The sequence below is a fragment of the Vulcaniibacterium thermophilum genome (genome assembly GCF_007923255.1).
Taxonomy (GTDB): Bacteria; Pseudomonadota; Gammaproteobacteria; order Xanthomonadales; family Xanthomonadaceae; genus Lysobacter_F; species Lysobacter_F thermophilum.
This window is the reverse complement of record NZ_VOHJ01000023.1, coordinates 1-23331: the sequence shown is the minus strand read 5'-3', so window position 1 is coordinate 23331 and position 23331 is coordinate 1. Positions and strand designations below refer to the sequence as shown.

22 protein-coding genes are annotated in these 23331 nt (G+C 72.9%); 14 read left to right on the top strand and 8 right to left on the bottom strand.

Annotated features, from left to right (window positions below; genetic code table 11):
* Positions 1 to 4: 4 nt before the first annotated feature.
* A complete protein-coding gene (locus FQY64_RS10150; protein WP_146474155.1) occupies positions 5 to 535 on the bottom strand; it encodes a tetratricopeptide repeat protein in 531 nt (176 codons plus the stop codon).
* A 181-nt stretch (positions 536 to 716) separates the two neighbouring features.
* Between FQY64_RS10150 and FQY64_RS10145 the strand changes: the two genes are divergently transcribed.
* The 5 genes from FQY64_RS10145 to FQY64_RS10125 all read left to right on the top strand — a co-directional run bounded on the left by FQY64_RS10145 (position 717) and on the right by FQY64_RS10125 (position 5221).
* Positions 717 to 1094: a MarR family transcriptional regulator gene (locus tag FQY64_RS10145; RefSeq protein ID WP_146474154.1), complete on the top strand. Its 378-nt coding sequence runs from the start codon at positions 717 to 719 to the stop codon at positions 1092 to 1094.
* Complete coding sequence (locus FQY64_RS10140) at positions 1091 to 1348, top strand: DUF5985 family protein (RefSeq protein WP_146474153.1); 258 nt, start codon at positions 1091 to 1093, stop codon at positions 1346 to 1348. Before FQY64_RS10145 ends, FQY64_RS10140 begins: the two co-directional genes overlap by 4 nt.
* A 1-nt stretch (position 1349) precedes the next feature.
* Positions 1350 to 1625, top strand: coding sequence for a DUF5985 family protein (locus FQY64_RS10135; protein WP_146474152.1), 276 nt, complete (start codon positions 1350 to 1352; stop codon positions 1623 to 1625).
* Between the two features lie 199 nt (positions 1626 to 1824).
* Positions 1825 to 4224, top strand: a complete 2400-nt coding sequence (locus tag FQY64_RS10130) for a DEAD/DEAH box helicase (protein WP_146474151.1) — start codon at positions 1825 to 1827, stop codon at positions 4222 to 4224.
* A 16-nt stretch (positions 4225 to 4240) separates the two neighbouring features.
* Complete coding sequence (locus FQY64_RS10125; protein ID WP_146474150.1) at positions 4241 to 5221, top strand: ribonuclease H-like domain-containing protein; 981 nt, start codon at positions 4241 to 4243, stop codon at positions 5219 to 5221.
* Positions 5222 to 5243: 22 nt separating this feature from the next.
* Here FQY64_RS10125 and FQY64_RS10120 read toward each other — a convergent pair whose 3' ends face one another.
* Both FQY64_RS10120 and FQY64_RS10115 read right to left on the bottom strand, forming a co-directional pair.
* Complete coding sequence (locus FQY64_RS10120) at positions 5244 to 5438, bottom strand: hypothetical protein (RefSeq protein WP_146474149.1); 195 nt, start codon at positions 5436 to 5438, stop codon at positions 5244 to 5246.
* Positions 5439 to 5557: 119 nt separating this feature from the next.
* Positions 5558 to 5785, bottom strand: coding sequence for a hypothetical protein (locus FQY64_RS10115; RefSeq protein ID WP_146474148.1), 228 nt, complete (start codon positions 5783 to 5785; stop codon positions 5558 to 5560).
* Positions 5786 to 5978: 193 nt separating this feature from the next.
* Here FQY64_RS10115 and FQY64_RS10110 point away from each other — a divergent pair, with 193 nt between their 5' ends.
* The gene (locus FQY64_RS10110; protein ID WP_146474147.1) at positions 5979 to 6818 is read left to right on the top strand and encodes an ion transporter; all 840 of its coding nucleotides are present in this window, start codon (positions 5979 to 5981) and stop codon (positions 6816 to 6818) included.
* A gap of 16 nt (positions 6819 to 6834) precedes the next feature.
* Here the strand turns inward: FQY64_RS10110 and FQY64_RS10105 are convergent, their stop codons facing one another.
* The 3 genes from FQY64_RS10105 to FQY64_RS10095 all read right to left on the bottom strand — a co-directional run bounded on the left by FQY64_RS10105 (position 6835) and on the right by FQY64_RS10095 (position 7952).
* A complete protein-coding gene (locus tag FQY64_RS10105; protein WP_146474146.1) occupies positions 6835 to 7167 on the bottom strand; it encodes a thioredoxin family protein in 333 nt (110 codons plus the stop codon).
* A 379-nt stretch (positions 7168 to 7546) separates the two neighbouring features.
* Entirely contained in the window at positions 7547 to 7732 is a 186-nt protein-coding gene (locus FQY64_RS10100) for a hypothetical protein (protein WP_146474145.1), read from the bottom strand.
* Between the two features lie 10 nt (positions 7733 to 7742).
* Entirely contained in the window at positions 7743 to 7952 is a 210-nt protein-coding gene (locus FQY64_RS10095; protein WP_146474144.1) for a hypothetical protein, read from the bottom strand.
* A gap of 322 nt (positions 7953 to 8274) precedes the next feature.
* On the opposite strand from FQY64_RS10095, the gene glgA reads away from it, so the two are divergent.
* The 8 genes from glgA (at position 8275) to FQY64_RS10055 (ending at position 21366) form a co-directional block, all read left to right on the top strand.
* Entirely contained in the window at positions 8275 to 9828 is a 1554-nt protein-coding gene (gene glgA, locus FQY64_RS10090; RefSeq protein ID WP_146474143.1) for a glycogen synthase GlgA, read from the top strand.
* A complete protein-coding gene (gene glgB / locus FQY64_RS10085; protein ID WP_146474142.1) occupies positions 9825 to 12086 on the top strand; it encodes a 1,4-alpha-glucan branching protein GlgB in 2262 nt (753 codons plus the stop codon). The genes glgA and glgB overlap by 4 nt, the downstream gene beginning before the upstream one ends.
* A gap of 2 nt (positions 12087 to 12088) precedes the next feature.
* Entirely contained in the window at positions 12089 to 13849 is a 1761-nt protein-coding gene (treZ, locus tag FQY64_RS10080; RefSeq protein WP_146474141.1) for a malto-oligosyltrehalose trehalohydrolase, read from the top strand.
* Positions 13846 to 15765 carry a 4-alpha-glucanotransferase gene (gene malQ, locus FQY64_RS10075; RefSeq protein WP_146474140.1) on the top strand — a complete coding sequence of 640 codons (1920 nt, stop codon included), beginning with the start codon at positions 13846 to 13848 and terminating at the stop codon, positions 15763 to 15765. The genes treZ and malQ overlap by 4 nt, the downstream gene beginning before the upstream one ends.
* Positions 15762 to 18374 (top strand): malto-oligosyltrehalose synthase, encoded by a 2613-nt coding sequence (gene treY / locus FQY64_RS10070; RefSeq protein WP_146474139.1) that lies wholly within the window; start codon positions 15762 to 15764, stop codon positions 18372 to 18374. Before malQ ends, treY begins: the two co-directional genes overlap by 4 nt.
* Complete coding sequence (locus FQY64_RS10065; RefSeq protein ID WP_146474138.1) at positions 18371 to 18598, top strand: DUF2934 domain-containing protein; 228 nt, start codon at positions 18371 to 18373, stop codon at positions 18596 to 18598. The genes treY and FQY64_RS10065 overlap by 4 nt, the downstream gene beginning before the upstream one ends.
* The gene (glgX, locus tag FQY64_RS10060) at positions 18595 to 20736 is read left to right on the top strand and encodes a glycogen debranching protein GlgX (RefSeq protein ID WP_146474137.1); all 2142 of its coding nucleotides are present in this window, start codon (positions 18595 to 18597) and stop codon (positions 20734 to 20736) included. The genes FQY64_RS10065 and glgX overlap by 4 nt, the downstream gene beginning before the upstream one ends.
* A 102-nt stretch (positions 20737 to 20838) precedes the next feature.
* Positions 20839 to 21366 (top strand): DUF1993 domain-containing protein, encoded by a 528-nt coding sequence (locus FQY64_RS10055; RefSeq protein WP_146474136.1) that lies wholly within the window; start codon positions 20839 to 20841, stop codon positions 21364 to 21366.
* A gap of 66 nt (positions 21367 to 21432) precedes the next feature.
* On the opposite strand, the gene FQY64_RS10050 is transcribed toward FQY64_RS10055, so the two are convergent.
* Together FQY64_RS10050 and FQY64_RS10045 are read right to left on the bottom strand one after the other, a co-directional pair.
* Positions 21433 to 21843, bottom strand: coding sequence for a CBS domain-containing protein (locus tag FQY64_RS10050; protein ID WP_146474135.1), 411 nt, complete (start codon positions 21841 to 21843; stop codon positions 21433 to 21435).
* 78 nt (positions 21844 to 21921) lie between these two features.
* Positions 21922 to 23208 carry an RNA polymerase sigma factor gene (locus FQY64_RS10045; protein ID WP_146474134.1) on the bottom strand — a complete coding sequence of 429 codons (1287 nt, stop codon included), beginning with the start codon at positions 23206 to 23208 and terminating at the stop codon, positions 21922 to 21924.
* Positions 23209 to 23331 lie beyond the last annotated feature (123 nt).

Here is a 23331-nt window from a genome sequence, read left to right as displayed (position 1 = left end):
TGCGTCACTGCTGCGGCTTCACACCCAGGTACGCGCCGGCGACGCGCGCGGTGAGGTAGGGATTCTCGCGGTCGATGGCGAAGGCGCGGTCGAACATGCGCTCGGCGGTGGCGCGGTCGCCGGCGAGCAGGTAGTACGCGCCGACCTCGGCGAGGTCGCGCTCCTCTTCCGGATTGGCGGCGAGGTAGCGGTCGAACAGCGGCTTGGCCTTCTGCCACTCGCCGGCTTCCTGGTAGACCCGGGCGATCCGGTAGACGTCGCTGTCGGCGTGCTTGCCGGCGAGGATCTGGTCGAAGATCGCCTGGCCCTCGGCCTTGAAGCCGCCGAGGTAGTACACGCGGGCCACGCCGATGCGTTCCCAGCTCCCCTTGCCGGCCTGCTTGAGCGCCACCTCGAGCAGCGCGCGCGCCGCCTCCTTGTGCGGTTTGCCCTGGTAGAGCGGCGTCAGCGGCGGCAGCTTCTGCGCCGAATAGCCCACGCCGATACCGGCGACGAACAACACGGCGGCCGCGGCCGCCAGCGTGCGGGTCTTCATCGAATGTCCTCTCCGTGTGTGGTTTCCCCGACCGGCCGCGACAGCGCTGCGGCCGTGCCCGAGCGTAGCATCGCCCCGTCATGCGGCGATGCCGTCGGTCGTGCGCGAGGCAATGCGTGCGATGCCGCGCGCGCGAGCGGCGAGGGTTGCAACGGCGGCCGCGAGCGGCCAAGCTCGCCCGATGGCTGAAGTGGTCGTTCCGCCAGAGATCCGGCGTTTCCTGCTCGCGTGCATCCCGTCGGTGCCCCATCTGGAGGCGCTGCTGCTGGCGCATGCGCAACCGCGCGCGTGGTCGGTCGGGGAGATCGCCGCGCGTCTGTACGTGGACGAGAAGACCGCGGCGCAGCTCGTGCGCGATCTGCAGGAGGCCGGCCTGCTCGCGTCGTCCGGCGGCGGGGTGCGGTTCGTCGCCGACGAGGCGCGCACGCAACTGATCGACGCGCTCGCCGCGTTCTACAGCCGGAACGTGGTGGCGGTCTCGAATCTCATCCATTCGGCGATGGAGCGCAAGGCGCACCGGTTCGCCGACGCGTTCCGGCTTCGCAAGGGGGGCTCATGATCCTGGTGATCTATGCGCTGTGCTCGCTCACCGCGCTGGCGTGCGCCACGCTGCTGCTGCTGGGCGCGCGCCGCTCGGGGTCGCGGATGCTGTTCTGGAGCGGCCTGTGCTTCGCGGCGCTGACGGTGTCCAACGCGCTGGTGATCCTCGATCACTACGTGTTCGTGGATCGGAGCCTGCAGTTCTGGCGGCTGGGCACCGGCGTCACCGCGGTCGCGCTGCTGCTGTACGGCCTGATCTTCGAGGAGCGCTGACATGCAGTTGTTCCTGCTCGGCATGATCTCGATGGGCTCGGCGGTGGCGGCACTGCTGTTTCTGCGCTTCTGGAAGAACAGCCGCGACCGCCTGTTCCTGCTGTTCGCGCTCGCGTTCGGGCTGGAGGCGGTCAATCGCGCGCTCTACGCGTACAACGGCGTGCGCAACGAGGACGAGCCGCTGTACTTCGGGTTGCGGCTGGTCTCGTACCTGCTGATCCTGTACGCGATCCTCGACAAGAACGTCTTCCAGAAGCGGCGCGAACGCGCGCGCTGAACGCTGGCGGCCGCGCACCGCCGTGAGTCCGCCGCAGGCGGCTCGATGGCGGGACAAGTCCCGCCCTACACCTGGATCGCCGGACGCGGGGATGACGCCAACGGTGACCGCGCCTGCGAAGCGCGAGGCGCGCAGGCGCCGTCTCATCCGTTGCGACGCCCACGCCCTACAACGGGCGCATCGCCCGATCCGCACGCCGATGGCCTCGCTCCCCGTCTTCGCCCCGCCCACGCCGCCCGCGCCGCGCCTGCGCGACGGCGCCTCGCTCGCCGCGCGCCTGGCGCAGAAGCACGCCGGTCTGGTCACCGGCCACTTCGTGCTGCCGGGACGCGAGGGCCGCTACGCCGACCTGCCCGCCGACCTGCCGCCACGGCTGGCCGCCGCGCTGCGCGCGCGCGGCGTCGAGCGCCTGTACGCGCACCAGGCCGAAGCGTGGGCAGCGACGCGGCGCGGCGAGCACGTGGTGGTGGCCACACCCACCGCCTCGGGCAAGAGCCTGTGCTACACGTTGCCGGTGGTGGCCGCGGCGATGACGCGGCAGGCGAAGGCGCTGTACCTGTTCCCGACCAAGGCGCTGGCGCAGGACCAGGTCGCCGAACTCATCGAGCTCAACCGCGCGGGCGATCTCGGCATCCGCGCGGCGACGTTCGACGGCGATACGCCGGGCGATGTGCGCCAGGCGATCCGCCTCAACGGCGACATCGTGGTCAGCAATCCCGACATGCTGCACCAGGGCATCCTGCCGCACCACACCAAGTGGGCGCAGTTCTTCGAGAACCTGCAGTACGTCGTCATCGACGAGATCCACAGCTACCGCGGCGTGTTCGGCTCGCACCTGGCCAACGTGCTGCGCAGGCTCAGGCGCATATGTGCATTCTACGGCGCGAACCCGCAGTTCATCCTGTGCTCGGCGACGATCGGCAATCCGAAGCAGCATGCCGAGGCGCTGGTCGGGCACGACGTGCACGCCATCACCGAATCCGGCGCGCCGTGCGGCGAGAAGCACGTTCTGCTGTGGAACCCGCCGGTGATCAATCCGGACCTTGGCCTGCGCGCGTCCGCCCGCTCGCAGAGCACCCGCATCGCGCGCACGGCGATCCGCGCGGGGCTCAAGACGCTGGTGTTCGCGCAGTCGCGGACGATGGTCGAGGTGCTGACCAAATACCTCAAGGACGTGTTCGACCACGACCCGCGCAAGCCGGCGCGCATCCGCGCCTACCGCGGCGGCTACCTGCCGACCGAGCGCCGCGAGGCCGAGCGCGCGATGCGCGAGGGCCGCATCGACGGCATCGTCGCCACCTCCGCGCTGGAGCTTGGTGTTGACATCGGCAGCCTCGACGTCGTCGTGCTCAACGGCTACCCGGGTTCGGTGGCGGCGACCTGGCAGCGGTTCGGGCGCGCCGGGCGGCGGCAGCAGGCGGCGGTGGGCGTGATGGTGGCGAGCAGCGATCCGCTCGACCAGTACGTGGTGCGGCATCCGGAGTTCTTCTCCAGCGCGACGCCCGAGCAGGCGCGGATCGCACCCGACCAGCCGGTGATCCTGCTCGACCATGTGCGCTGCGCCGCGTTCGAGCTGCCATTCCTCGGGGGCGAGCGCTTCGGGCCGGTCGACCCGACGGTGTATCTGCAGTTGCTCGCCGAGGACGGCGTGGTGCACGCCGAGGGCGAGCGCTGGGAGTGGATCGCCGACAGCTATCCCGCCAACGCGGTGAGCCTGCGCTCGGTGGCCGACGGCAACTTCGTGGTGGTCGACCGCACCGACGGGCGCCAGACGATCATCGCCGAGGTCGATTACTCGTCGGCGCCGCTGATGCTGTACGAGGGCGCAATCCACATGGTGCAGTCCACGCCCTACCAGGTGGAGAAGCTCGACTGGGACGGCCGCAAGGCGTACGTCACCCGCACCCACGCCGACTACTACACCGACGCGATCGACTATACGAAGCTCAAGGTGCTGGAGCGCTTCGACGGCGCGATCGCCGGGCAGGGCACCTGCCACCACGGCGAGGTGCACGTGGTGCGGCGCGTCGCCGGCTACAAGAAGATCCGCTACTACACCCACGAGAACATCGGCTACGGGCCGGTGAACCTGCCGGACCAGGAGCTGCACACCACCGCGCTGTGGTGGCAGCTGCCGCAGCAGGAGCTGGAGGCACGCTTCGCCTCGCGGCAGGACGCGCTCGACGGCTTCCTCGGCGCCGCGTACGCGCTGCACGTGGTCGCGAAGGTGGCGGTGATGGCGGATGCGGCCGATCTGCAGAAGGCGGTCGGCAGCGGCGACGGCGCGTGGTTCGCGACCGCCGACGGCCGCGGCCGTGGACAACTGCGCGCGCTCGACGGCAGCGCGAGCGATCCCGCGCGCCACGACGAGTTCGTGCCGACCGTGTACCTGTACGACAACTACCCCGGCGGCGTCGGCCAGAGCGAGCCGCTGTGGCGGCGGCAGGGCGAACTGGTGCAGCGCGCGCGCGAACTGGTGCAACGCTGCGACTGCAAGGCCGGCTGTCCGGCCTGCGTGGGCCCGGTGCTGGCCGTGCACGAGGAGGCGGCGACCACGCCGAAGGCGCTGGCGTTGCGGGTGCTGGAGGCGCTGGCGTGAGCGCGGGCGATGACGTATGACCCTCACCCTCGCGAGGCTCCAGCAGCTCAAGCGCCAGGCCGGCGCGACGTCCGCTCGCTCCGGCCGTCCTCCTGCGGCGGGGCAGGAGCCGGCGCACGGCGGCGGGCGGCCCGCATCGCCCGAGCCGCCTGCGCATGCGGACCCGACGTGCGGAGTACCCCCTCTCCCGCTCCTGCGGGAGAGGGGGTGGGGTGAGGGCGCGCGCGCCCCCGCACCCCCGGCGCGCACCTCCATCGAGCAGTTGCGCCGCCTGCTGCGCGTGCGCACGCCGCCGCCGCCGCGTTTCGCTTCGAGCGACCGCGAGCTGCACGGCGAATGCCTCGCGCCGGGCCTGTACCTGCACGAACGCGTCCTCCCGGCGGCCGACGTGCCCGCGCGGCTGGACGGCGCTTTCGCACGCTGCGAACCGCTGCCGGCGGAGCATCTGCTGTTCTTCGACACCGAAACCACCGGCCTGGCCGGCGGCACCGGCACGCGCGCGTTCATGATCGGCGCCGCCGACTGGCACGCGGGTGCGCTGCGCGTGCGCCAGCTCACCATCGTGAGCCTGGCCGCGGAGAGCGCGATGCTCGAGGCGTTCCGCGCCTGGTTGTCGCCCGTCACCGTGCTGGTCAGCTACAACGGCCGCTGCTACGACGCGCCGCTGCTGGCCACGCGCTACCGGCTGGCGCGCATGCGCAATCCGCTGGAAGGGCTCGCGCACGTCGACCTGCTGCATCCCACGCGCCGGCGCTACCGCGGCGTGTACGAGAACTGCCGGCTGGCGACCATCGAGCGCCGCGTGCTCGGCATCGTGCGCGAGGACGACCTGCCCGGCGCGGAAGCGCCCGCCGCCTGGCTCGCCTATCTGCGCGGCGGCAGCGCGCAGCCGTTGCGGCGCGTGCTGGCGCACAACCTGCAGGACGTGGTCACGCTCTCGCGCCTGCTGCGGCACCTCAGCGCGCTGGCGATCGAAGGGGAGGCCGGCGCGCCCTGAGCGATGCGGCCGCGCGCCGCGGTCAGATCCGCTCGTCCTGCAGCATGCGGTCGAATTCGTCGAACGCGTACTGCCGCAGCTGTTCGTGGTCGCCGGTCAGCGAGGCGATGGACTGCCACAGCGTCAGCGCCTGCGCGGTGATCTCCCACTCGTCCGCGCGCCGGCGTCGGAGTTCGACGATCGTCCGGCGGGCGTCGTCGACCGAACGCGCCAGCACGCTCCTGTGGACTCCGGGGTGGGGCATGAACGATGGAACGCAGGGATTCCACCCAAGCTACTCCAACAAGCGGCAGTGCGCCGTGCAGGACGCGTCGAGCCGGCGCGAAGGCCGAAGGCTCAGCCGTGCGTGTCGTCGAGCGAGATGATGGCCGCGTCCACTTGGCGGTAGACGTAGTCGATCAGCGCCTCGTTGCCGTTGGCGCTGTCCAGAAGCTGCTCGAGCGCGGTCTGGAACACGGTGTGCAGCTCGGCCTTCGAGACGCCGCGGGCGAGCAGCTCGGCCAACGTCTGGCGCAGGGCCCGGATCTGGGCGTCGATGACGCGGGATTTTGGAACGGCCGACATTCAGGGCTCCTGGGCCGCGTGGAAGGCTTTCCGTCGCCATCCTCGTGCGGGCGTGTTACAGGGGAGCGCCAATCCGGTACCAAGTCAACGAATCTAGTCGCGAAAATGTCAACGCGTCGGATGGGCTACGTGATCCCGCCGACAAATCCGGCGATCATGAAGATCTTGTGAAGGTCCACACCGGGAGTCGCCCGTGAGCGAAACGATTGCCCCGCCGTCGTCCTGGCGCGCGCGCCTGGGACGGTTCCTCGACCGCCCCGCCGTCGCCAACACCGTGATCGCGCTGATCGTCGTCAACGCCATCGTGCTGGGCATGGAAACGGTGCCCGGACTGCCGGCGACGACGCTGCGCGCGCTGCAGACGCTCGATCACGCGCTGCTGGCCGTGTTCGTGGTCGAGCTCGGCCTGAAGCTGCTGGCGCACGGCCGGCGCTTCTTCCGCGAACCCTGGAACCTGTTCGACTTCGCCGTGATCGCGATCGCCCTGGTGCCCGCGAGCGAAGGCTTCGGCGTGCTGCGGGCGTTGCGGATCCTGCGCGCGCTGCGGCTGATCTCGATGGTGCCGAGCATGCGTAAGGTGGTGACCGCGCTGCTGACCGCATTGCCGGGCATGGGGTCGATCGTGGCGCTGCTCGGGCTGGTGATGTACGTGGCCGCGGTGATGGCGACCAAGCTGTTCCACGACGCCGCGCCGGAGTTCTTCGGCTCGCTCGGCGCGAGCCTGTTCACCCTGTTCCAGATCATGACCGTGGAGGGCTGGCCCGACATCGCGCGGCAGGTGATCGCGGTCAAGCCGTGGGCGTGGGTGTTCTTCGTGGTCTATCTGGTCACCGCCACCTTCACTGTCCTCAACCTGTTCATCGCCGTGATCGTCAACGCGATGCAGGCGCAGGTGGAGCAGGAGCATGCGCACATCGACCGCATCGAAGCCGCCGACCGCGCGCGCGACGATGCCATGCTGATGGAGATCCGCGCGCTGCGCGAGGAGCTGGGCGCGTTGCGCCGGCGGCTGGACGCGCCGGCGACCGCGTAAGGCCGCCGCCGCGAGGTCAGGCCGGTTCCCGCAGCCGATCGAGCGCCGCGCGCAGCGGCGCCTCGTCGTCGGGGCGCACCACCCGCGCGACCTCGACGCCGTCGCGCAGGAACACCAGCGTCGGCCACAGCTTCACCCGGAAGGAGCGGCCGAGCGCGCGGCCCGGTCCGTCCTCGATCTTCAGATGCGCCACCTCGGGGAGGGCGGCCAGCGCGGACTCGATGGCGCGCTGCGCCTGGCGGCAGTAGCCGCACCAGCCGGTGCCGAACTCCAGCACCAGCGCGCCGCGGTGGGCGTCGATCGCCTCGCGGGTGGGGGCATCGGTGGCGTAGGTGGGGGTGTAGGTCATGGAGCGGGGTCCGAAGGGGCGCCTTCGCAGGGGCGCTCACGCCCTCCCCGGTGTGCAGGGAGGGCCGGAGAGGGTGGTCGGGGGCGGGTGTCGCCTCGGTGACCGGAGAACCCCCTCCCGACCCCCTGCTTCCGCAGGGGGAGGAGTGGCTCACGCCCTCGCCGGTGTGCAGGGGAGGGCCGGGGAGGGTGGTCGGGGGCGGGTGTGTCGCCTCGGCGACCGGAGAACCCCCGCCCGACCTCCCCCTGCTCGCTGCGCGAGCAAGGGGAGGAGAGCCTTCCCCTGCCTTCGCAGGAGAACTCCCTCCCTTTCGCCGCAGGCGAAGGGGAGGGTTGGGGAGGGGTGGCGTCGGCGCCCGGGCCGCCGTCCCCTCGGCCCGTCAGTGATGGCCGCGGCCGAAGTTCGGATCCTGGCTGCGGACACGGCCCTGGCCGGCCTGGTCGTGGGCGCGTTCGTCCTGCTCGCGGTGGGCGGACTGCGGCTGACGCTGCTGGTCGAGGTCCTTGGCCTGGTCCTTCGCGCCTTCCTTCCGGGTAGCGTGCCGTTCGGCGGGATCGGGTCGCATGGCGGTCTCCTCAGGATGGATTGCTGTCGCTGCCGCTGCGGTGGTCGTCGCGGCCTTCCTCGCGCGTGCGGTGCTCCTGCGGCTGCACCGACTTGCGCTGCGTCGGTCCGTCCTTGCCGGCGCGCAGCGCATGGGTGCGGCCGCCGAGCCGGTCGGGACCGGCCGGCGGGTTCTGGCGCCCGGCACGGTCGCGATTGCGTTCGTGGGTGTTGGTGCCCATGGTGCCCTCCTCATCGAAGCGTCGGCACCAGCGTAGGGGCGGGCGCGTCAGCGGCTCGGCAGCGCGAGGTGAGGGCGGCGCAAAGCGCCGGCGGAACCGCTGCGCGCGCAGCGATGACAGTTCAAGCGCAGCCGTAGCCGGCACGGTTCAGCCCGCTCAGAAAACGTCGCGCCGACTCACGTACCTTTGACCAATCGCTACGTAGCGTGATCGCACGGCAGCGGGATTCCTTTTTCCTTGACGACGAGCCTTCCGTCATCGGCCTTGTGCCGGTGGCGCGCAGGCGGTCGCGCCGTCGTCCTCTACCCAAGCCAGATCCTCCATGAGCGCCTCGCCCCGACCCGACATCTCCGCCACGGCCGACCCGGCACCCGCTCCGGCGTCGCGGCCGCGTCCGCAGACCGCGATCCGCATCACCCGCCGCCACGGCAGCCAGCGTCGTCCCGCCGGCAGTCCGCGCCGGCGCTGTCTGTTCGTGACCTCGGAGATGGCCGATTTCGTCAAGGCCGGCGGCCTGGGCGACGTGTCCGCGGCACTGCCGCGCGCGCTGCGCGCGCAGGCGGACGTGCGGGTGCTGATTCCGGGATACCCCGCGGTGCTGGCGCAGGCCGGGGACATGCGGCTGGTCGGCCGCGTGCGCGCGCATGCGCAGTTGCCGGAGGCGCTGATCGGTTATGTCGAGCGCCACGACGGGCTGGGCGTGTACGTGCTGCTGTGCCCGCCGTTGTACGAACGCGAAGGCTCGCCCTACGTCGATGCCGAAGGCCGCGAGTGGGAGGACAACGCGATCCGCTTCGCCACCTTCGCGCGCGCGGCGGCGGAGATCGCCGGCGGCCGCGCCGGTCTGTCCTGGCGGCCGCACCTGCTGCACCTCAACGACTGGCCGAGCGCGCTCGCCGCCGGTTACGCGCACTGGGCCGGCGATCGCACGCCGACGCTGCTGACGATCCACAATCTGGCCTACCAGGGGCTGTTCCCGCATGCGATCGCCGACGCCATCGGCGTACCGGCGAACGCGCGCGATGCGCTCGACTTCCACGGCCGGCTGTCGTTCCTGCGCGGCGGCATCGTGCACGCCACCCACATCAGTACGGTCAGCCAGAGCTATGCGCGCCAGATCACCGGCCCGGTGCTCGGCTGCGGGCTCGACGGGCTGCTCGCGGCGCGCGCCGCGCATGGCGCGCTCACCGGCATCCTCAACGGCATCGACGCCAGTTGGGACCCGAGCCGCGACGAACACCTGCTGACGCATTTCGACATCGACCAGTGGCATGGCAAGTGCGCGCACGCGCAGTACGTGCGTTACGAATTCGGCCTGCGCGACAGCGACGGGCCGCTGTTCGCCGTGGTCTCGCGTCTGGTGCACCAGAAGGGCCTCGACCTGATCTGCGAGATCGCGCCGCAGATCGTGCATGCGGGCGGCCAGATCGTGGTGATCGGCCAGGGCGAGCCGGAGGTCGAACGCACCATCGCGCAGCTCGCGCGCCGGTTCCCCGGTCACGTCGGCGCGCGCGTGGGTTTCTGCGAGACGCTGGCGCGGCGCATGTTCGCCGGTTCCGACTTCCTGCTGATGCCGTCGCGCTTCGAGCCCTGCGGCCTGAGCCAGATGTACGCGCAGCGCTTCGGCAGCCTGCCGATCGCGCACGCCACCGGCGGCCTGATCGACACCGTGGACGACGGCGTCACCGGCTTCCTGTTCGACGAGCCCACCGCCGATGCGCTGCGCCGCGCGGTGGTGCGCGCCTTCGCCGTGTACCGCACGCCCGAGCTGCTGAACGCGATGCGCCGTGCGGCGATGCTGACCCCGCGCGGCTGGGAGATCGCCAGCCGCCAGTACGTCGACCTCTACGAGAAGACCGCCCGCCTCGCCGCATGAACGACGCGTCGCCTGCTCCCCGTCCGGCGACGCGCCGCGCCGCCCGTGCGGAGGCGACGGTCGCCTCGCCCGATCCCGCGCTGGAAGCGCGCCTGCGCGCTCTGGTCGAGGGGCGCGCCGACGATCCGTTCGCGTTGCTCGGCCCGCACGGGCAGGCCGACGGCCGCGTGCGCGTGCGCGCCTGCCTGCCGGGCGCGCGCGCGGTCGCGTTGCTGCCCGAGCGCGGCGAGCCGGTGGCGATGACGGCGCGCGAGGGCGGCCTGCCGTTCGACGGTGCGCTGTTCGAGGGCGTGCTCGACGCACCGGCCCGCTACCGCCTGCGCATCGACTGGCCCGGCGGCCGCGAGGAGATCGAGGACCCGTACGCGTTCGGCCCGGTGCTGGAGGAAGCCTGGCTGCACGGCTTCCTCGCCGGCGACGGCGAATGCGCGCGGCGCGCGCTCGGCGCGCACCACACGACGATCGACGGCGTGTCCGGCGTGCGCTTCGCGGTGTGGGCGCCGAACGCGCGGCGGGTGTCGGTGGTCGGCGACTTCAACGGCTGGGACGGCCGCCGCCACCCGATGCGGCTGCGCCACACCGCGGGCGTATGGGAGATCTTCCTGCCGCGCATCGCGCCGGGCGCGCGCTACAAGTACGAGGTGCTGGCGCAGGACGGCACGCTGCTGCCGCTGAAGGCCGATCCGCTCGCGCGCTGGACCGAACTGCCGCCGGCCACCGCCTCGCGCGTGCCCGACCGCGAGGCCTTCGACTGGCACGACGAGGACTGGCTGCGGCGCCGCGTGCGCGAGGCGATGCATCGCGAACCGGTCAGCATCTACGAGGTGCATGCCGGCTCCTGGCGGCGCGGCGCGGGCGGCGAAGCACTCGACTGGGACGCGCTCGCGGCCGAACTGGTGCCGTACGTGCGCGATCTCGGCTTCACCCATATCGAGCTGCTGCCGGTCACCGAGTTCCCGTTCGGCGGCTCCTGGGGCTACCAGCCGCTCGGCATGTACGCGCCGAGCGCGCGCTGGGGCGAGCCGGCCGCGTTCGCGCGCTTCGTCGACGCCTGCCACCGGGCCGGCATCGGCGTCATCCTCGACTGGGTGAGCGCGCACTTCCCGGGCGACGCGCACGGCCTGCAGCGCTTCGACGGCACCGCGCTGTACGAACACGAGGACCCGCGCGAAGGCTTCCACCGCGACTGGCACACGCTGATCTACAACTACGGCCGGCGCGAGGTGGCGGCCTACCTGATCGGCAGCGCGCTGGAGTGGATCGAACGCTTCCACGTCGATGGTCTGCGCGTGGACGCGGTGGCGTCGATGCTCTACCGCGACTACAGCCGTCCCGACGGCGAATGGGTGCCCAACGTCCACGGCGGCCGCGAGAACCTCGAGGCGGTGGACTTCCTGCGCCGGCTCAACGCGCAGATCGCCGAGCGCTTTCCGGGCGTGATGACGATCGCGGAGGAATCCACCGCCTGGGCCGGCGTCACCGCCGAGCCCGCGCATGGCGGCCTCGGCTTCACCCACAAGTGGAACATGGGCTGGATGCACGACACGCTGCGCTACCTGTCGCGCGATCCGATCCACCGCCGCTTCCACCACAGCGACATGACGTTCGGGCTGGTGTACGCCTTCTCCGAGCGCTTCGTGCTGCCGCTCTCACACGACGAGGTGGTGCACGGCAAGGGCTCGCTGCTGTGCAAGATGCCGGGCGACGACTGGCAGCGCTTCGCCAACCTGCGCGCCTACTTCGGCTTCATGTGGGCGCATCCCGGACGCAAGCTGCTGTTCATGGGCGGCGAATTCGCGCAGCGGCGCGAATGGGACCACGACGGCGCGCTCGACTGGCACCTGCTCGAACACGCACCGCACCGCGGCATGCAGGCGCTGGTGCGCGACCTCAACCATCTTCTGCGCGAGCTGCACGCACTGCACCGGCGCGACCACGATCCCGGCGGCTTCCAGTGGAGCGTCGGCGACGATGCGGCCAACAGCGTGCTGGCGTTCCTGCGCTACGACGAGGAGGGCGGCGCGCTGCTGTGCGTGAGCAACTTCACCCCGGTGCCGCGCCACGGCTACCGCGTCGGCGTGCCGCGCGCGGGCTTCTGGCGCGAGGTGCTCAATACCGACAGCGCCTACTACGGCGGTTCCAATCTCGGCAACGGCGGCGGCGTGGAGGCGGAGGCGATCGGCACGCACGGCTTCGCCCATTCGCTGGCGCTGACCGTCCCGCCGCTGGCGACCATCTGGCTGAAGTGCGGGGGCTGAGCATGGCCGCGACGCAGGGATTCGGCGCGGTCCCGCTCGATGCGCGAAACACCCGCTTCCGGCTGTGGGCGCCGGATGCGCGCGCGGTGGCGGTGGAGCTGCCGCATGCGCGGGTGCCGATGACGCGCGGCGCGGACGGCAGTTTCGAGGCCATCGCCGAGGCGCCGCCCGGCACCCGCTACCGCTTCCGCATCGACGATCGCCTGTCGGTGCCGGATCCGGCCTCGCGCTGGCAGCCGGACGGCGTGCACGGCGACAGCGTGGTGCTGGACACCGCGCGCCACCGCTGGCGGTGCGCGCACTGGCGCGGGCGGCCGTGGCGCGAGGCGGTGATCTGCGAACTGCACGTCGGCGCCTGCGGCGGCTACCGCGGGGTGATGGCGCAACTGCCGCAACTGGCGCGCTGGGGCATCACCGCGATCGAGCTGATGCCGCTGGCGCAGTTTCCCGGCACCCGCAACTGGGGCTACGACGGCGTGTACCCGTACGCGCCGGCCGCCGCCTACGGCACGCCGGAGGAGCTGAAGGCGCTGGTCGACGCCGCCCATGCGCACGGGCTGATGGTGCTGCTGGACGTGGTCTACAACCATTTCGGCCCGGACGGGAACTACCTCGGCGAATACGCGAAGGGGTTCTTCCGCGACGACATCGCCACCCCGTGGGGCGCGGCGATCGACTTCCGCCAGCCGGCGGTGAAGCGCTTTTTCATCGACAACGCGCTGATGTGGCTGCGCGACTACCGCTTCGACGGCCTGCGTCTGGACGCCGTGCACGCGATCCGGCCGGGCGCGTTCCTGCGCGAGCTGCGCGAGGCGGTCGAACGCGCCACGCCCGGCCGCCACGTGCATCTGGTGCTGGAGAACGAGGCCAACGAGGCTTCGTTGCTGGCGCACGGCACGCGGCGCGGATTCCGCGCGCAGTGGGCGGACGATTTCCACAACGCGCTGCACGTGCTGCTGACCGGCGAGCACGAGGGCTACTACGGCGACTACGCCGGCGATCCGGCGCGCAAGCTGGCGCGCGCGCTCGGCGAAGGCTTCGCGTTCCAGGGCGAGCGCACCCGCGCCGGCCACCGTCGCGGCGAGCCGAGCGCGATGCTGCCGCCGCACGCGTTCGTGGTGTTCGCGCAGAACCACGACCAGATCGGCAACCGCGCCTTCGGCGAGCGCCTGCGCGCGCTGGTGCCGCCGCGCGCGCTGCGCGCCGCGCTGGCGCTGACCGCGCTGACGCCGATGATCCCGCTGTTCTTCATGGGCGAACCGTGGGGTTGCGCGCGGCCGTTCCTGTTCTTCACCGACCACGCGCCGCCGCTCGACGAGGCGGTGCGCGAGGGCCGGCGGCGCGAGTTCGCCGCGTTCGCCGCGTTCGCCGATCCGCAGCGGCGCGCGCGCATTCCCGACCCCAACGCGGAGGCCACCTTCCGCGCCTCCTGCCCCGACATCGCCGAAGCCGCGCGCGGCGAAGGCGCGGCCTGGGCGGTCTGGTTCGCCTCGCTGCTGGCGAAACGGCGCGAGGCGATCGTGCCGCACCTCGATCGCGCGCGTCCGCTCGGCGCGCGCGCGATCGGCACCCGTGCGGTGCGCGCGTCGTGGTCGCTGGACGCCGGCGGGCGGCTGCACCTCGCCGCCAACTTCGCGCATCGCGCGCTGGCGCTCGATGCGCCGCTGCCGGGCCGCGTGCTGCACGCCGAACCCGCGGACGCGGCCGGATGCGGCGAGGGCCTGCCGCCGCAGAGCCTCCTGGTCACCCTGGAGCAGGCATGAACGGCGCGCAGCTCGAGCAGGTGGCGCGCGAAGCCGGACTGCTGGTCGAGTGGGAAGACGCCGAGGGCCGGATGCGGCGCGTGGCGCCGGAGACGCTGCGCGTCGTGCTCGAGCGGCTCGGCTATCCGGCCGACACCCCGCAGCGCCTGCGCGAGAGCTTGGCGCGGATCGGCCGCGAACGCGAAGCCGCGCCGCCGCTGCGCGTGCTGCAGGCCGGCGCGCGCATCGCGCTGGGGCCGCCGCACGCGGCCTACGAGTGGGAGGACGAATGCGGCGAGCGGCACGGCGGGCGTTTCGATGCCGAGGGCGCGCCGAGCACGGCGCTCGCGCCCGGCTACGGACGGCTGCGGTTCGGCGACACGGAACTTGCGCTGGCGCTGGCGCCCGCGCGTTGTCATGGCCCGGCCGACGCCCTCGGCGCGCCGCGTCCGCGCGCGTGGGGCCTGGCGCTGCAGGTGTACGCGGTGCGCGGGCCGCACGATGCGGGCATCGGCGATGCCGGCGGGGTCGCGGCGTGGGCCGCGCGCGCGGCGCAGGCGGGCGCCGATGCGATCGCGCTCAGCCCGCTGCATGCGCTCGCCGATCCCGCGCGGCAGCCGAGTCCGTACTCGCCGAGCGATCGCCGCTTCCTCAACCCGCTGCACGCCGCGCCCACGCGCGTGCTGGGCGAGACGTTCGCGCTGAACGGGCTGAACCGCGCCGGCCTCGCCGAGACGTTCGCTTCATGCCAGGCGCTCCACCTTGTCGACTGGCCCCGCGCCGCGGAGGCCAAGCTGCGCTGGCTGCGGCAGCTCCACGCCGATTTCGCTTCAGCCGAGGACCGACTCCAATGCGACTTCGCCACGTTCTGCAACGCCAGCGGCGCATCGCTTCGCGCGTTCGCCGGCTTCGCCGCGGCTAGCGACGGCCTCGATGCCGGCTTCCACCGCTTCGCGCAGTGGCTCGCCGCGCGAAGCTGGGCCGATCTGCAGGCCGAATGCCGCGCACGCGGCATGCGCATCGGGCTGATCGCCGATCTCGCGGTCGGTTTCGCGCCCGATGGCGCCGAGGCGCGCGCGCATCGCGACTGCGTGCTCGACGGCCTCACGCTGGGCGCGCCGCCGGACGCGTTCAACGCGCAGGGGCAGGTGTGGGGCATCGCCGCGTTCCACCCGCACGCATTGCGCCGGCACGGCTACGCGCCGTGGATCGAGCTGCTGCGCGCGGCGATGCGCGACCGCGGCGGCGTGCGCATCGACCACATCCTCGGCGTGCTGCGGCTGTGGGTGGTGCCGGAAGGCGGCGCGCCGGGCGAGGGCGTCTATCTGCGCAACGCGTTCGACGACCTGCTGAACCTGCTGGCGCTGGAATCGTGGCGCCATCGCTGCATCGTGATCGGCGAGGACCTCGGCGTGGTCCCCGACGGCCTGCGCGCGGAGCTGGCGAGGCGCGGCGTGCTGGGGCTGGACGTGCTGCCGTTCACCCGCGACGAGCGCGGCGAGTTCCTGCCGCCGGAGCGCTGGCGCCGCGAGGCGGTCGCCACCACCACCACCCACGACCTGCCGCCGCTCGCCGGCTGGCGCGCGGGCCACGATCTGGGTTGGCGCTACCGGCTCGGCCAGCTCGACGACGACGCGCTGGTGACGCAACTGGAGCAGCGCCAGCGCGACATCGAACGGCTGGCGTACAGCGTGGCGACGGCGCTCGGCGGCAGCGGCCACGAGCATGCCGACTGGCTGCGCTTCACCGCGCGCGCGCCGGCGCCGCTGGCGCTGCTGCCGGTGGAGGACGCGCTCGAACTCGACGAGCAGCCGAACCTGCCGGGCACCGTCGACGAGCATCCGAACTGGCGCCGGCGCCTGCCCGGGCTGCCGCCCGAGGCCGCGCTGCGGCGCAATCTGGAGGCGTTCGCCGACGGGCGGCGCCAGACGCCATGACGCCGCTGCGCGCCACCGTGCGCCTGCAGCTTCACCGCGGCTTCGATCTCGACGCCGCCGCCGCGCAGGTGCCGTACTACGCCGCGCTCGGCATCAGCCACTACTACCTCTCGCCGATCGGCGTCGCCATGCCGGGCTCGAGCCACGGTTACGACGTCATCGACCCCACGCGCGTCAACCCGGAGCTGGGCGGCGAGGACGCGCTGCGCCGGCTGGCGGCCGCGCTGCGCGCGCACGGCATGGGGCTGATCCTCGACATCGTGCCCAACCACATGGCCGCGCACGCGGCCAACCCGTGGTGGCGCGACGTGCTGCGCCACGGCCGCGGCAGCCGCTACGCGCGCTTCTTCGACATCGACTGGCACGCACCGGGCTGCGCGGGCCGGCTGATCCTGCCGGTGCTCGACCGCCCCTGCGCGCAGGCGCTGCGCGAGGGCGTGCTCGCGCTCGCGTTCGACGAGGCGACGGGCGAGGCGGTGCTCGACGCCGGCCAGCCGCTGCCGCTGCGCCTGCCCGACGACGCCCCGCGCGAACCGGCGGCGCTGCGCGACTGGATCGCCGCGCTCAACGCCGACGCCGCCGAAGGCGGCACGCGGCTGGCGGCGCTGATCGACGCGCAGGCGTACCGGCCGCTGTGGTGGCGGCTCGGGCACGAGCGCATCAACTACCGCCGCTTCTTCGACATCAGCTCGCTCGCGGCGCTGCGCGTGGAGCGCGAAGACGTGTTCAAGGCCGTGCACGCGCTGCCGCTGCGGCTGATCGCCGAAGGCCTGTGCGACGGCCTGCGAGTGGATCACGTCGACGGCCTGGCCGCGCCGCGCGCCTACTGCCGCCGCCTGCGCGCGCGGATGGACGAGGCCGCGGCGCGGCGCGGCCTGCCGGCGGGCAGCGTGAGCCTGCACGTGGAGAAGATCCTCGCCGCCGACGAACGCCTGCGCCGCGATTGGCGCACCGACGGCACCACCGGCTACGACTTCATGGATCAGGTCGGCGCGCTGCTGCACGATCCCGACGGCGAGGCGGAACTGCGCGCGCTGTGGCAGGCGCATGCCGGCCGCAGCGGCGACTTCCATGCCGAGGAACGCGCGGCGCGGCGCGAGCTGCTGGAGGGCGCGCTGCTCGCCGAGCGCGAGCGCGCGGTGGCGGCGCTGTGCGCGCTCGCCGCGCGCGAGCCCGACACCCGCGAGTTCGGCCGCCACCTGCTCGCGCGCGCACTGTGCGCGGGGCTGGAGCGGTTTCCGGTGTACCGCACCTACGCGCGCGATCGCGGCCTCGACCGCGCCGACGCCAGGGTGCTGGCGCGCGCGTGGTCGCAGGCGCGCGCGCACGCCGATCCCGCGCTCGCCGCCGCGCTCGACGCGATCGAGCGCTGGATGCGCGAGGATGCCCGCGCGGCCGATCCCGCGCGCCGGCGCGCGTTGCGCCGCGCGCGCCGGCGCATCGAGCAGCTCGCCGCGCCGCTCAACGCCAAGGCGGTGGAGGACACCGCGTTCTACCGCCACGGCGTGCTGCTCTCGCGCAACGAGGTCGGCGCCGACCCGTCGCGCTTCGCGCTCGAACCCGCGCGCTTCCACGCGCTCTGCCGCGCCCGCGCGCGCCGCTTCCCGCGCGCGCTGCTGGCCACCGCCACCCACGACCACAAGCGCGGCGAGGACGTGCGCGCGCGGCTGGCGGTGCTGAGCGAGCGGCCGCAGGCGTGGCGCGCGGCGGTGGAACGCTGGCTCGCCGCCGCCGCGCCGCTGCGCACGGGCGATGCGCCGTCCGCCGGCGACCGGCTGATGCTGCTGCAGACGCTGGTCGGCGCCTGGCCGCCGGATTTGCGCGCGGACGACGGCGACGGGTTGCGCGCGTTCGCCGAGCGCATCGTCGGATGGCAACGCAAGGCGCTGCGCGAAGCCAAGCTGCGCAGCGGTTGGACGCATCCGGACGAGGACTACGAAGCGGCCTGCGAGCGTTTCGCCCGCGCGCTGCTGACGCGCGCCGAGGCGCGCGCGCTGCGCGAGGACATCGCCGCGTTCGTCGCGCGCATCGCGCCGGCCGGCGCGGTCAACGGGCTGGCGCAATGTCTGCTGCGCACGACCGTGCCAGGCGTGCCCGACCTGTACCAGGGCGGCGAAGGCTGGGATTTCTCGCTGGTCGATCCCGACAACCGGCGGCCGGTCGATCACGCCCTGCGCCGGCGCTGGCTCGACGCCGGCACTCCGCCCGCGCGCCTGCTGCGCGACTGGCGGACCGGCGCCGTGAAGCAGGCGCTGATCGCCGCCGCGCTGGCGCTGCGTGCGCGCCATCCCGATGTCTTCGCGCACGGGCGCCATCGCCCGCTCGCCGCCGCCGGCGCGCACGCCGGCCGCGTGCTCGCCTTCGTGCGCGCGCACCGGGGCGTGCGCGTCGCGGTCGCGGTGCCGCGCCTGGGCTCACGGTGGTTCGACGGTCGCGATGATCTGCTGGTGCCCGCCGCGCGCTGGGCCGACACCCGCATCGCGCTGCCGGCCGGGCGCTGGCGCGACCCGCTCGCCGCGCGCGAGTTGCGCAGCGACGGCGCCTGCGCCGCGGCCGACCTGTTCGCCAGCTTTCCCGTCGCCCTGCTGATCGCCGACACCGACGCATGAACCCCGCCGACCGCGAAGCCCGCATCCGCGCACTCGCCCAGCGCATCTGGGAAGTGGAGGGCCGTCCCGAGGGCCAGGCGCTGCGCCACTGGACGATGGCCGAGCGGCTGGTCGAGGCCGAACTGCAGATCGAGCAGGCGCGCGCCGCGCCGACCTCGCCCGCGGCCGAACCGCCGGCGCGTCGGCGCGGCACCCGCCGTCCCTCGCCGGATGCGCGCCGATGAGCCCCGACAGCCGACCCGCCCCGATCCGCCGCGTGCATCGGGCGCGCGTGCGCGAGGGCCGCCCGTATCCGCTCGGCGCCACCTGGGACGGCCTGGGCGTCAACTTCGCGCTGTTCTCCGCGCACGCCACCCGGGTGGAGCTGTGCCTGTTCAACGAGCGCGGCATCGAGCTCGAACGCATTCCGCTGCCGGAGTACACCGACGAGATCTGGCACGGCTACCTGCCCGACGCGCGCCCCGGCCAGCTCTACGGCTACCGCGTGCACGGCCCGTACCAGCCGGATGCCGGGCATCGCTTCAATCCGAACAAGCTGCTGCTCGATCCGTACGCGCGCCAGATCGTCGGCGAACTGCGCTGGCACGAGGCGCTGTTCGGCTACCGCATCGGCCATCCCGACGCCGATCTGAGTTTCGACGACCGCGACAGCGCGCCGTACATGCCCAAGTGCCGGGTGATCGATGCCGCGTTCACCTGGGGCCGCGACGCCAGGCCCCAGCACCGCTGGGACCGCACGGTGATCTACGAGATGCACGTGCGCGGCTACACCATGCGCCACCCGGCGGTGCCCGAGCCGATGCGCGGTACCTTCGCCGCGCTCACGGTGGAGGAGGTGCTGGAGCACATCCGCTCGCTCGGCGTCACCGCGGTCGAGCTGATGCCGGTGCATGCGTTCGTGGACGACAAGCACCTGCGGGAGATGGGGCTGCGCAACTACTGGGGCTACAACACCATCGGCTTCTTCGCGCCGCACCCGCGCTATCTCGCCAGCGGCAGCATCGGCGAGTTCAAGGCGATGGTGGCGCATCTGCACGAGGCGGGGCTGGAGGTGCTGCTGGACGTGGTCTACAACCACACCGCCGAGGGCAACGAGCTCGGGCCGACGCTGTCGCTGCGCGGGATCGACAACCGCAGCTACTACCGGCTCACCGACGACGGCCGCCACTACATCAACGATACCGGCACCGGCAACACGCTCAACCTCACCCATCCCAACGTGCTGCGGATGGTGACCGACTCGCTGCGCTACTGGGCCGACGAGATGCACGTCGACGGCTTCCGCTTCGACCTCGCCACCATCCTCGGCCGCGAGCCGTACGGCTTCGACCAGGGCGGCGGCTTCTTCGACGCCTGCCGGCAGGACCCGACGCTGAGCGAGCTGAAGCTGATCGCCGAACCGTGGGACATCGGCCCCGGCGGCTACCAGGTGGGCGGCTTCCCGCCGGGCTGGGCGGAATGGAACGACCGCTACCGCGACAACGTGCGCCGCTTCTGGCGCGGCGACGAGGGCCAGCTCGCCGAGTTCGCCACCCGCATCACCGGCTCGGCCGATCTGTTCCGCAAGCGCGGGCGCAAGCCGCACGCCTCGATCAACTTCGTCACCGCGCACGACGGCTTCACCCTGCACGACCTGGTCACCTACGAGCGCAAGCACAACGAGGCCAACCGCGAGGACAACCAGGACGGCAGCGACCACAACCACGCCTGCAACTACGGCGTCGAGGGCGAGACCGACGACGAGGCGATCCGCGCGCTGCGACGGCGGCAGAAGCGCAACTTCCTCGCCACCCTGCTGCTCTCGCAGGGCACGCCGATGCTGCTGGCCGGCGACGAGTTCTCGCGCACCCAGGGCGGCAACAACAACGCCTACTGCCAGGACAACCGCATCACCTGGGTGGACTGGGAGGCGGCCGCGCGCGAAGCCGATCTCACCGATTTCGTGCGGCAGTTGATCGCGCTGCGCCGGCTGTACCCGCTGCTCGGCCGCGACCGCTTCTTCAGCGGCGAGTACGACGAGGAGCTCGGCGTGCGCGACGTCACCTGGCTCGCTCCCGACGGCAGCGAGATGACCGAGGCGCACTGGCACGACCCGCAGGCGCGCGCGCTGATGATGCTGCTCGACGGCCGCGCGCAGCCGACCGGCGTGCGCCGCCACGGGCGCGAGTCGACCCTGCTGCTGGCGGTCAACGGGCGCGCCGAGGCCACCGGGTTCCGGCTGCCCGCCGCGCCCGACGGAACGCGCTGGCGCGTGGGCATCTCCACCGACGACGCCCATGCGCGCGGCAGCAAGGTCGGGGACGAGGGCGGCGCGTTCCGCCTGTGCGACCGCGCGCTGGCGCTGCTGGTGGCACAGGCCTGAGCGATTGGCCCGCCGCCGGGATACAGCGTCCACCGGCGGCCGGCTGATGCGCGCGCGGCACGCCCGCTAAGCTGCGGCCCTCTCGCAGGGAGGACCGACCGCATGAGTCTTTCGATGTACGACGCGTCCGCGCCGGTGTTCGTGCGTGCGTTGGGCCAGTTGCGCCACGTGCTGCGCAAGGCCGACGAACACGCCCGCGCGCAGGGCTGGGATCCGCAGGTGCTGCTGCAGATGCGTCTGTATCCGGACATGTTCCCGCTGCTGCGGCAGGTGCAGATCGCCACCGACATGGCGAAGAACGCGATGGCCCGTCTGGCGGGCGTGGAGCCGCTGCGCTTCGAGGACGACGAGACCGCCTTCGCGCAACTGGACGCGCGCATCGAGCGCGCGATCGCCTACATCGGCGGCTTCACCCCCGATCAGCTCGAAGGCAGCGCCACGCGGCCGGTGACGGTGCCCACCCGCAGCCGCGGCGACCTGCATTTCCTCGGCCGCGACTACCTGTTCGGCTGGACGATCCCCAACCTCTACTTCCACATCGCCACCGCCTACGGCCTGCTGCGCCACGCCGGAGTGCCGCTCGGCAAGGCCGACTTCCTCGGCCCGGTCGGCACCGGGCCGGTGCGGTAGAGCGACGCGGCGGATCGTCGGCTGCATGCGCGCACTGCGGGGCGGGTCTCGACCCGCCCCGCGCGCTCAGTGCGGCCGCGCCACGCCGCGCACCATGCGGTCCGCGGCGTCGTCCTCGCTGTGCGCGACGTTGGCCAGCGAGACGATGCCCACCAGCCGCTTGTCGCGGTTCACCACCGGCAGGCGGCGGATCTCGAGGTCGGCCATGTTGCGCGAGACCTCGTCGACGTCCTGGTCCTCGTAGCAGTACTTGATGTCGGCGGTCATCGCCTCGCGCACCGGCGTTTCCGGGCCCTGGCCGCGCGCGATCGCGCGCACCACGATGTCGCGGTCGGTCAGCATGCCGACCAGGCGGTCGTTGTCCTGCACCGGCAGGCTGCCGACGTCGTGGCGCTCCATCAGCTCGGCCGCTTCGCGCAGGGTCTGCTGCGGCGTCACCAGGCACACGTCGCGGGTCATGATGTCGCTGACTTTCATCGCAAGCTCCTTGGTCGTACCCGTTCGGCGAACGCGGACCTTGCCAGAGCGGGCTTGCAGGCGAGGTGAAACGCCGGTTCAGGCGTCGTCGTGCGCGCGTGTCGGCGCGTCGCAGGCGGCGGCGCGGCGCAGCAGCAGCTCGCGTTCGCGCGCGTTGCGGGCCAGCGCCGCCGCGCGTTCGAACTCGGTGCGCGCCTCGGCGCGACGGCCGAGGCGGAACAGCAGATCGCCGCGCACGCCCGGCAGCAGGTGGTAATGCCGCAGCGCCGGCAGGTCGCGCAGCGCGTCCACCCGCGCCAGCCCCGCGTCCGGCCCGAACGCCATCGCGTAGGCGACCGCGCGGTTGAGCTCGACCACCGGGCTCGGCATCGCCTGCGCCAGCGCGTCGTACAGCGCGGCGATCCGCGTCCAGTCGGTCGTCTCGGTGCTCGCGGCGCGCGCATGGCATGCGGCGATGGCGGCCTGCAGCGCGTACGGGCCGCGCTCGCCGCCGAGCCGGTGCGCGCGCTCCAGCGCGGCCAGCCCGCGCCGGATCGCGTCGCGGTCCCAGCGCGCGCGGTCCTGGTCGGCGAGCAGCACCGGCGCGCCGTGCGCGTCGACGCGCGCGGCCAGACGCGAGGCCTGCAGCTCCATCAGCGCCAGCAGGCCGTGCACCTCCGGCTCGCGCGGCATCAGGCCGGCGAGCACGCGGCCCAGCCGCAGCGCTTCCTCGCACAGCGCCGGCCGCGTCCAGTGCTCGCCGGAGGTGGCGGCGTAGCCTTCGTTGAAGATCAGGTACACCACCTCCAGCACCGAGCCGAGGCGCTCCTGCAGCGCGCCGCCGCGCGGCACCTCGTACGGCACGCCGGCCTCGGCGAGCGTGCGCTTGGCGCGCACGATGCGCTGCGCGACGGTCGGCTCCGGCGCGAGGTAGGCGCGCGCGATCTCCTCGGTGGTCAAGCCGCCCAGCAGGCGCAGGGTGAGCGCCGCGCGCGCCTCCGGCGAGAGCACCGGATGACACGCGGTGAAGATCAGGCGCAGCAGGTCGTCGCCGATCGCATCGTCGAGCGCGGCCTCGTGCCGGGCGCTGGCGTCGGCGTCGCCGTCCTCGAGCTCGTGCAGAAGCTCGGCGTGCTTGCGCTGCATCAGCGCATGCCGGCGCAGGCGGTCGATCGCGCGGTGGCGGGCGGCGGTCATCAGCCAGGCGCCCGGATTGTCGGGAACGCCGGTCTGCGGCCATTGCTCCAGCGCGCTCACCAGCGCGTCCTGCGCGAACTCCTCCGCCAGGTCCAGATCGCGCACGATCCGCATCAGCGCGCCGATCAGGCGCGGCGCTTCGATGCGCCAGACGGCTTCGACGGCACGGTGGGGATCGCGCGGGGTCATCGGCGGCGATCACAGCATCGGCCGCGCGCGGCCGCAACCGCGACGGCTCATGCGCCGCGGTCGGCCGCCGCGCCGGCGCCGGTGCGCTCCGGCGGCTCGCGGCCGCCGTCGTCCGGCGCGGCC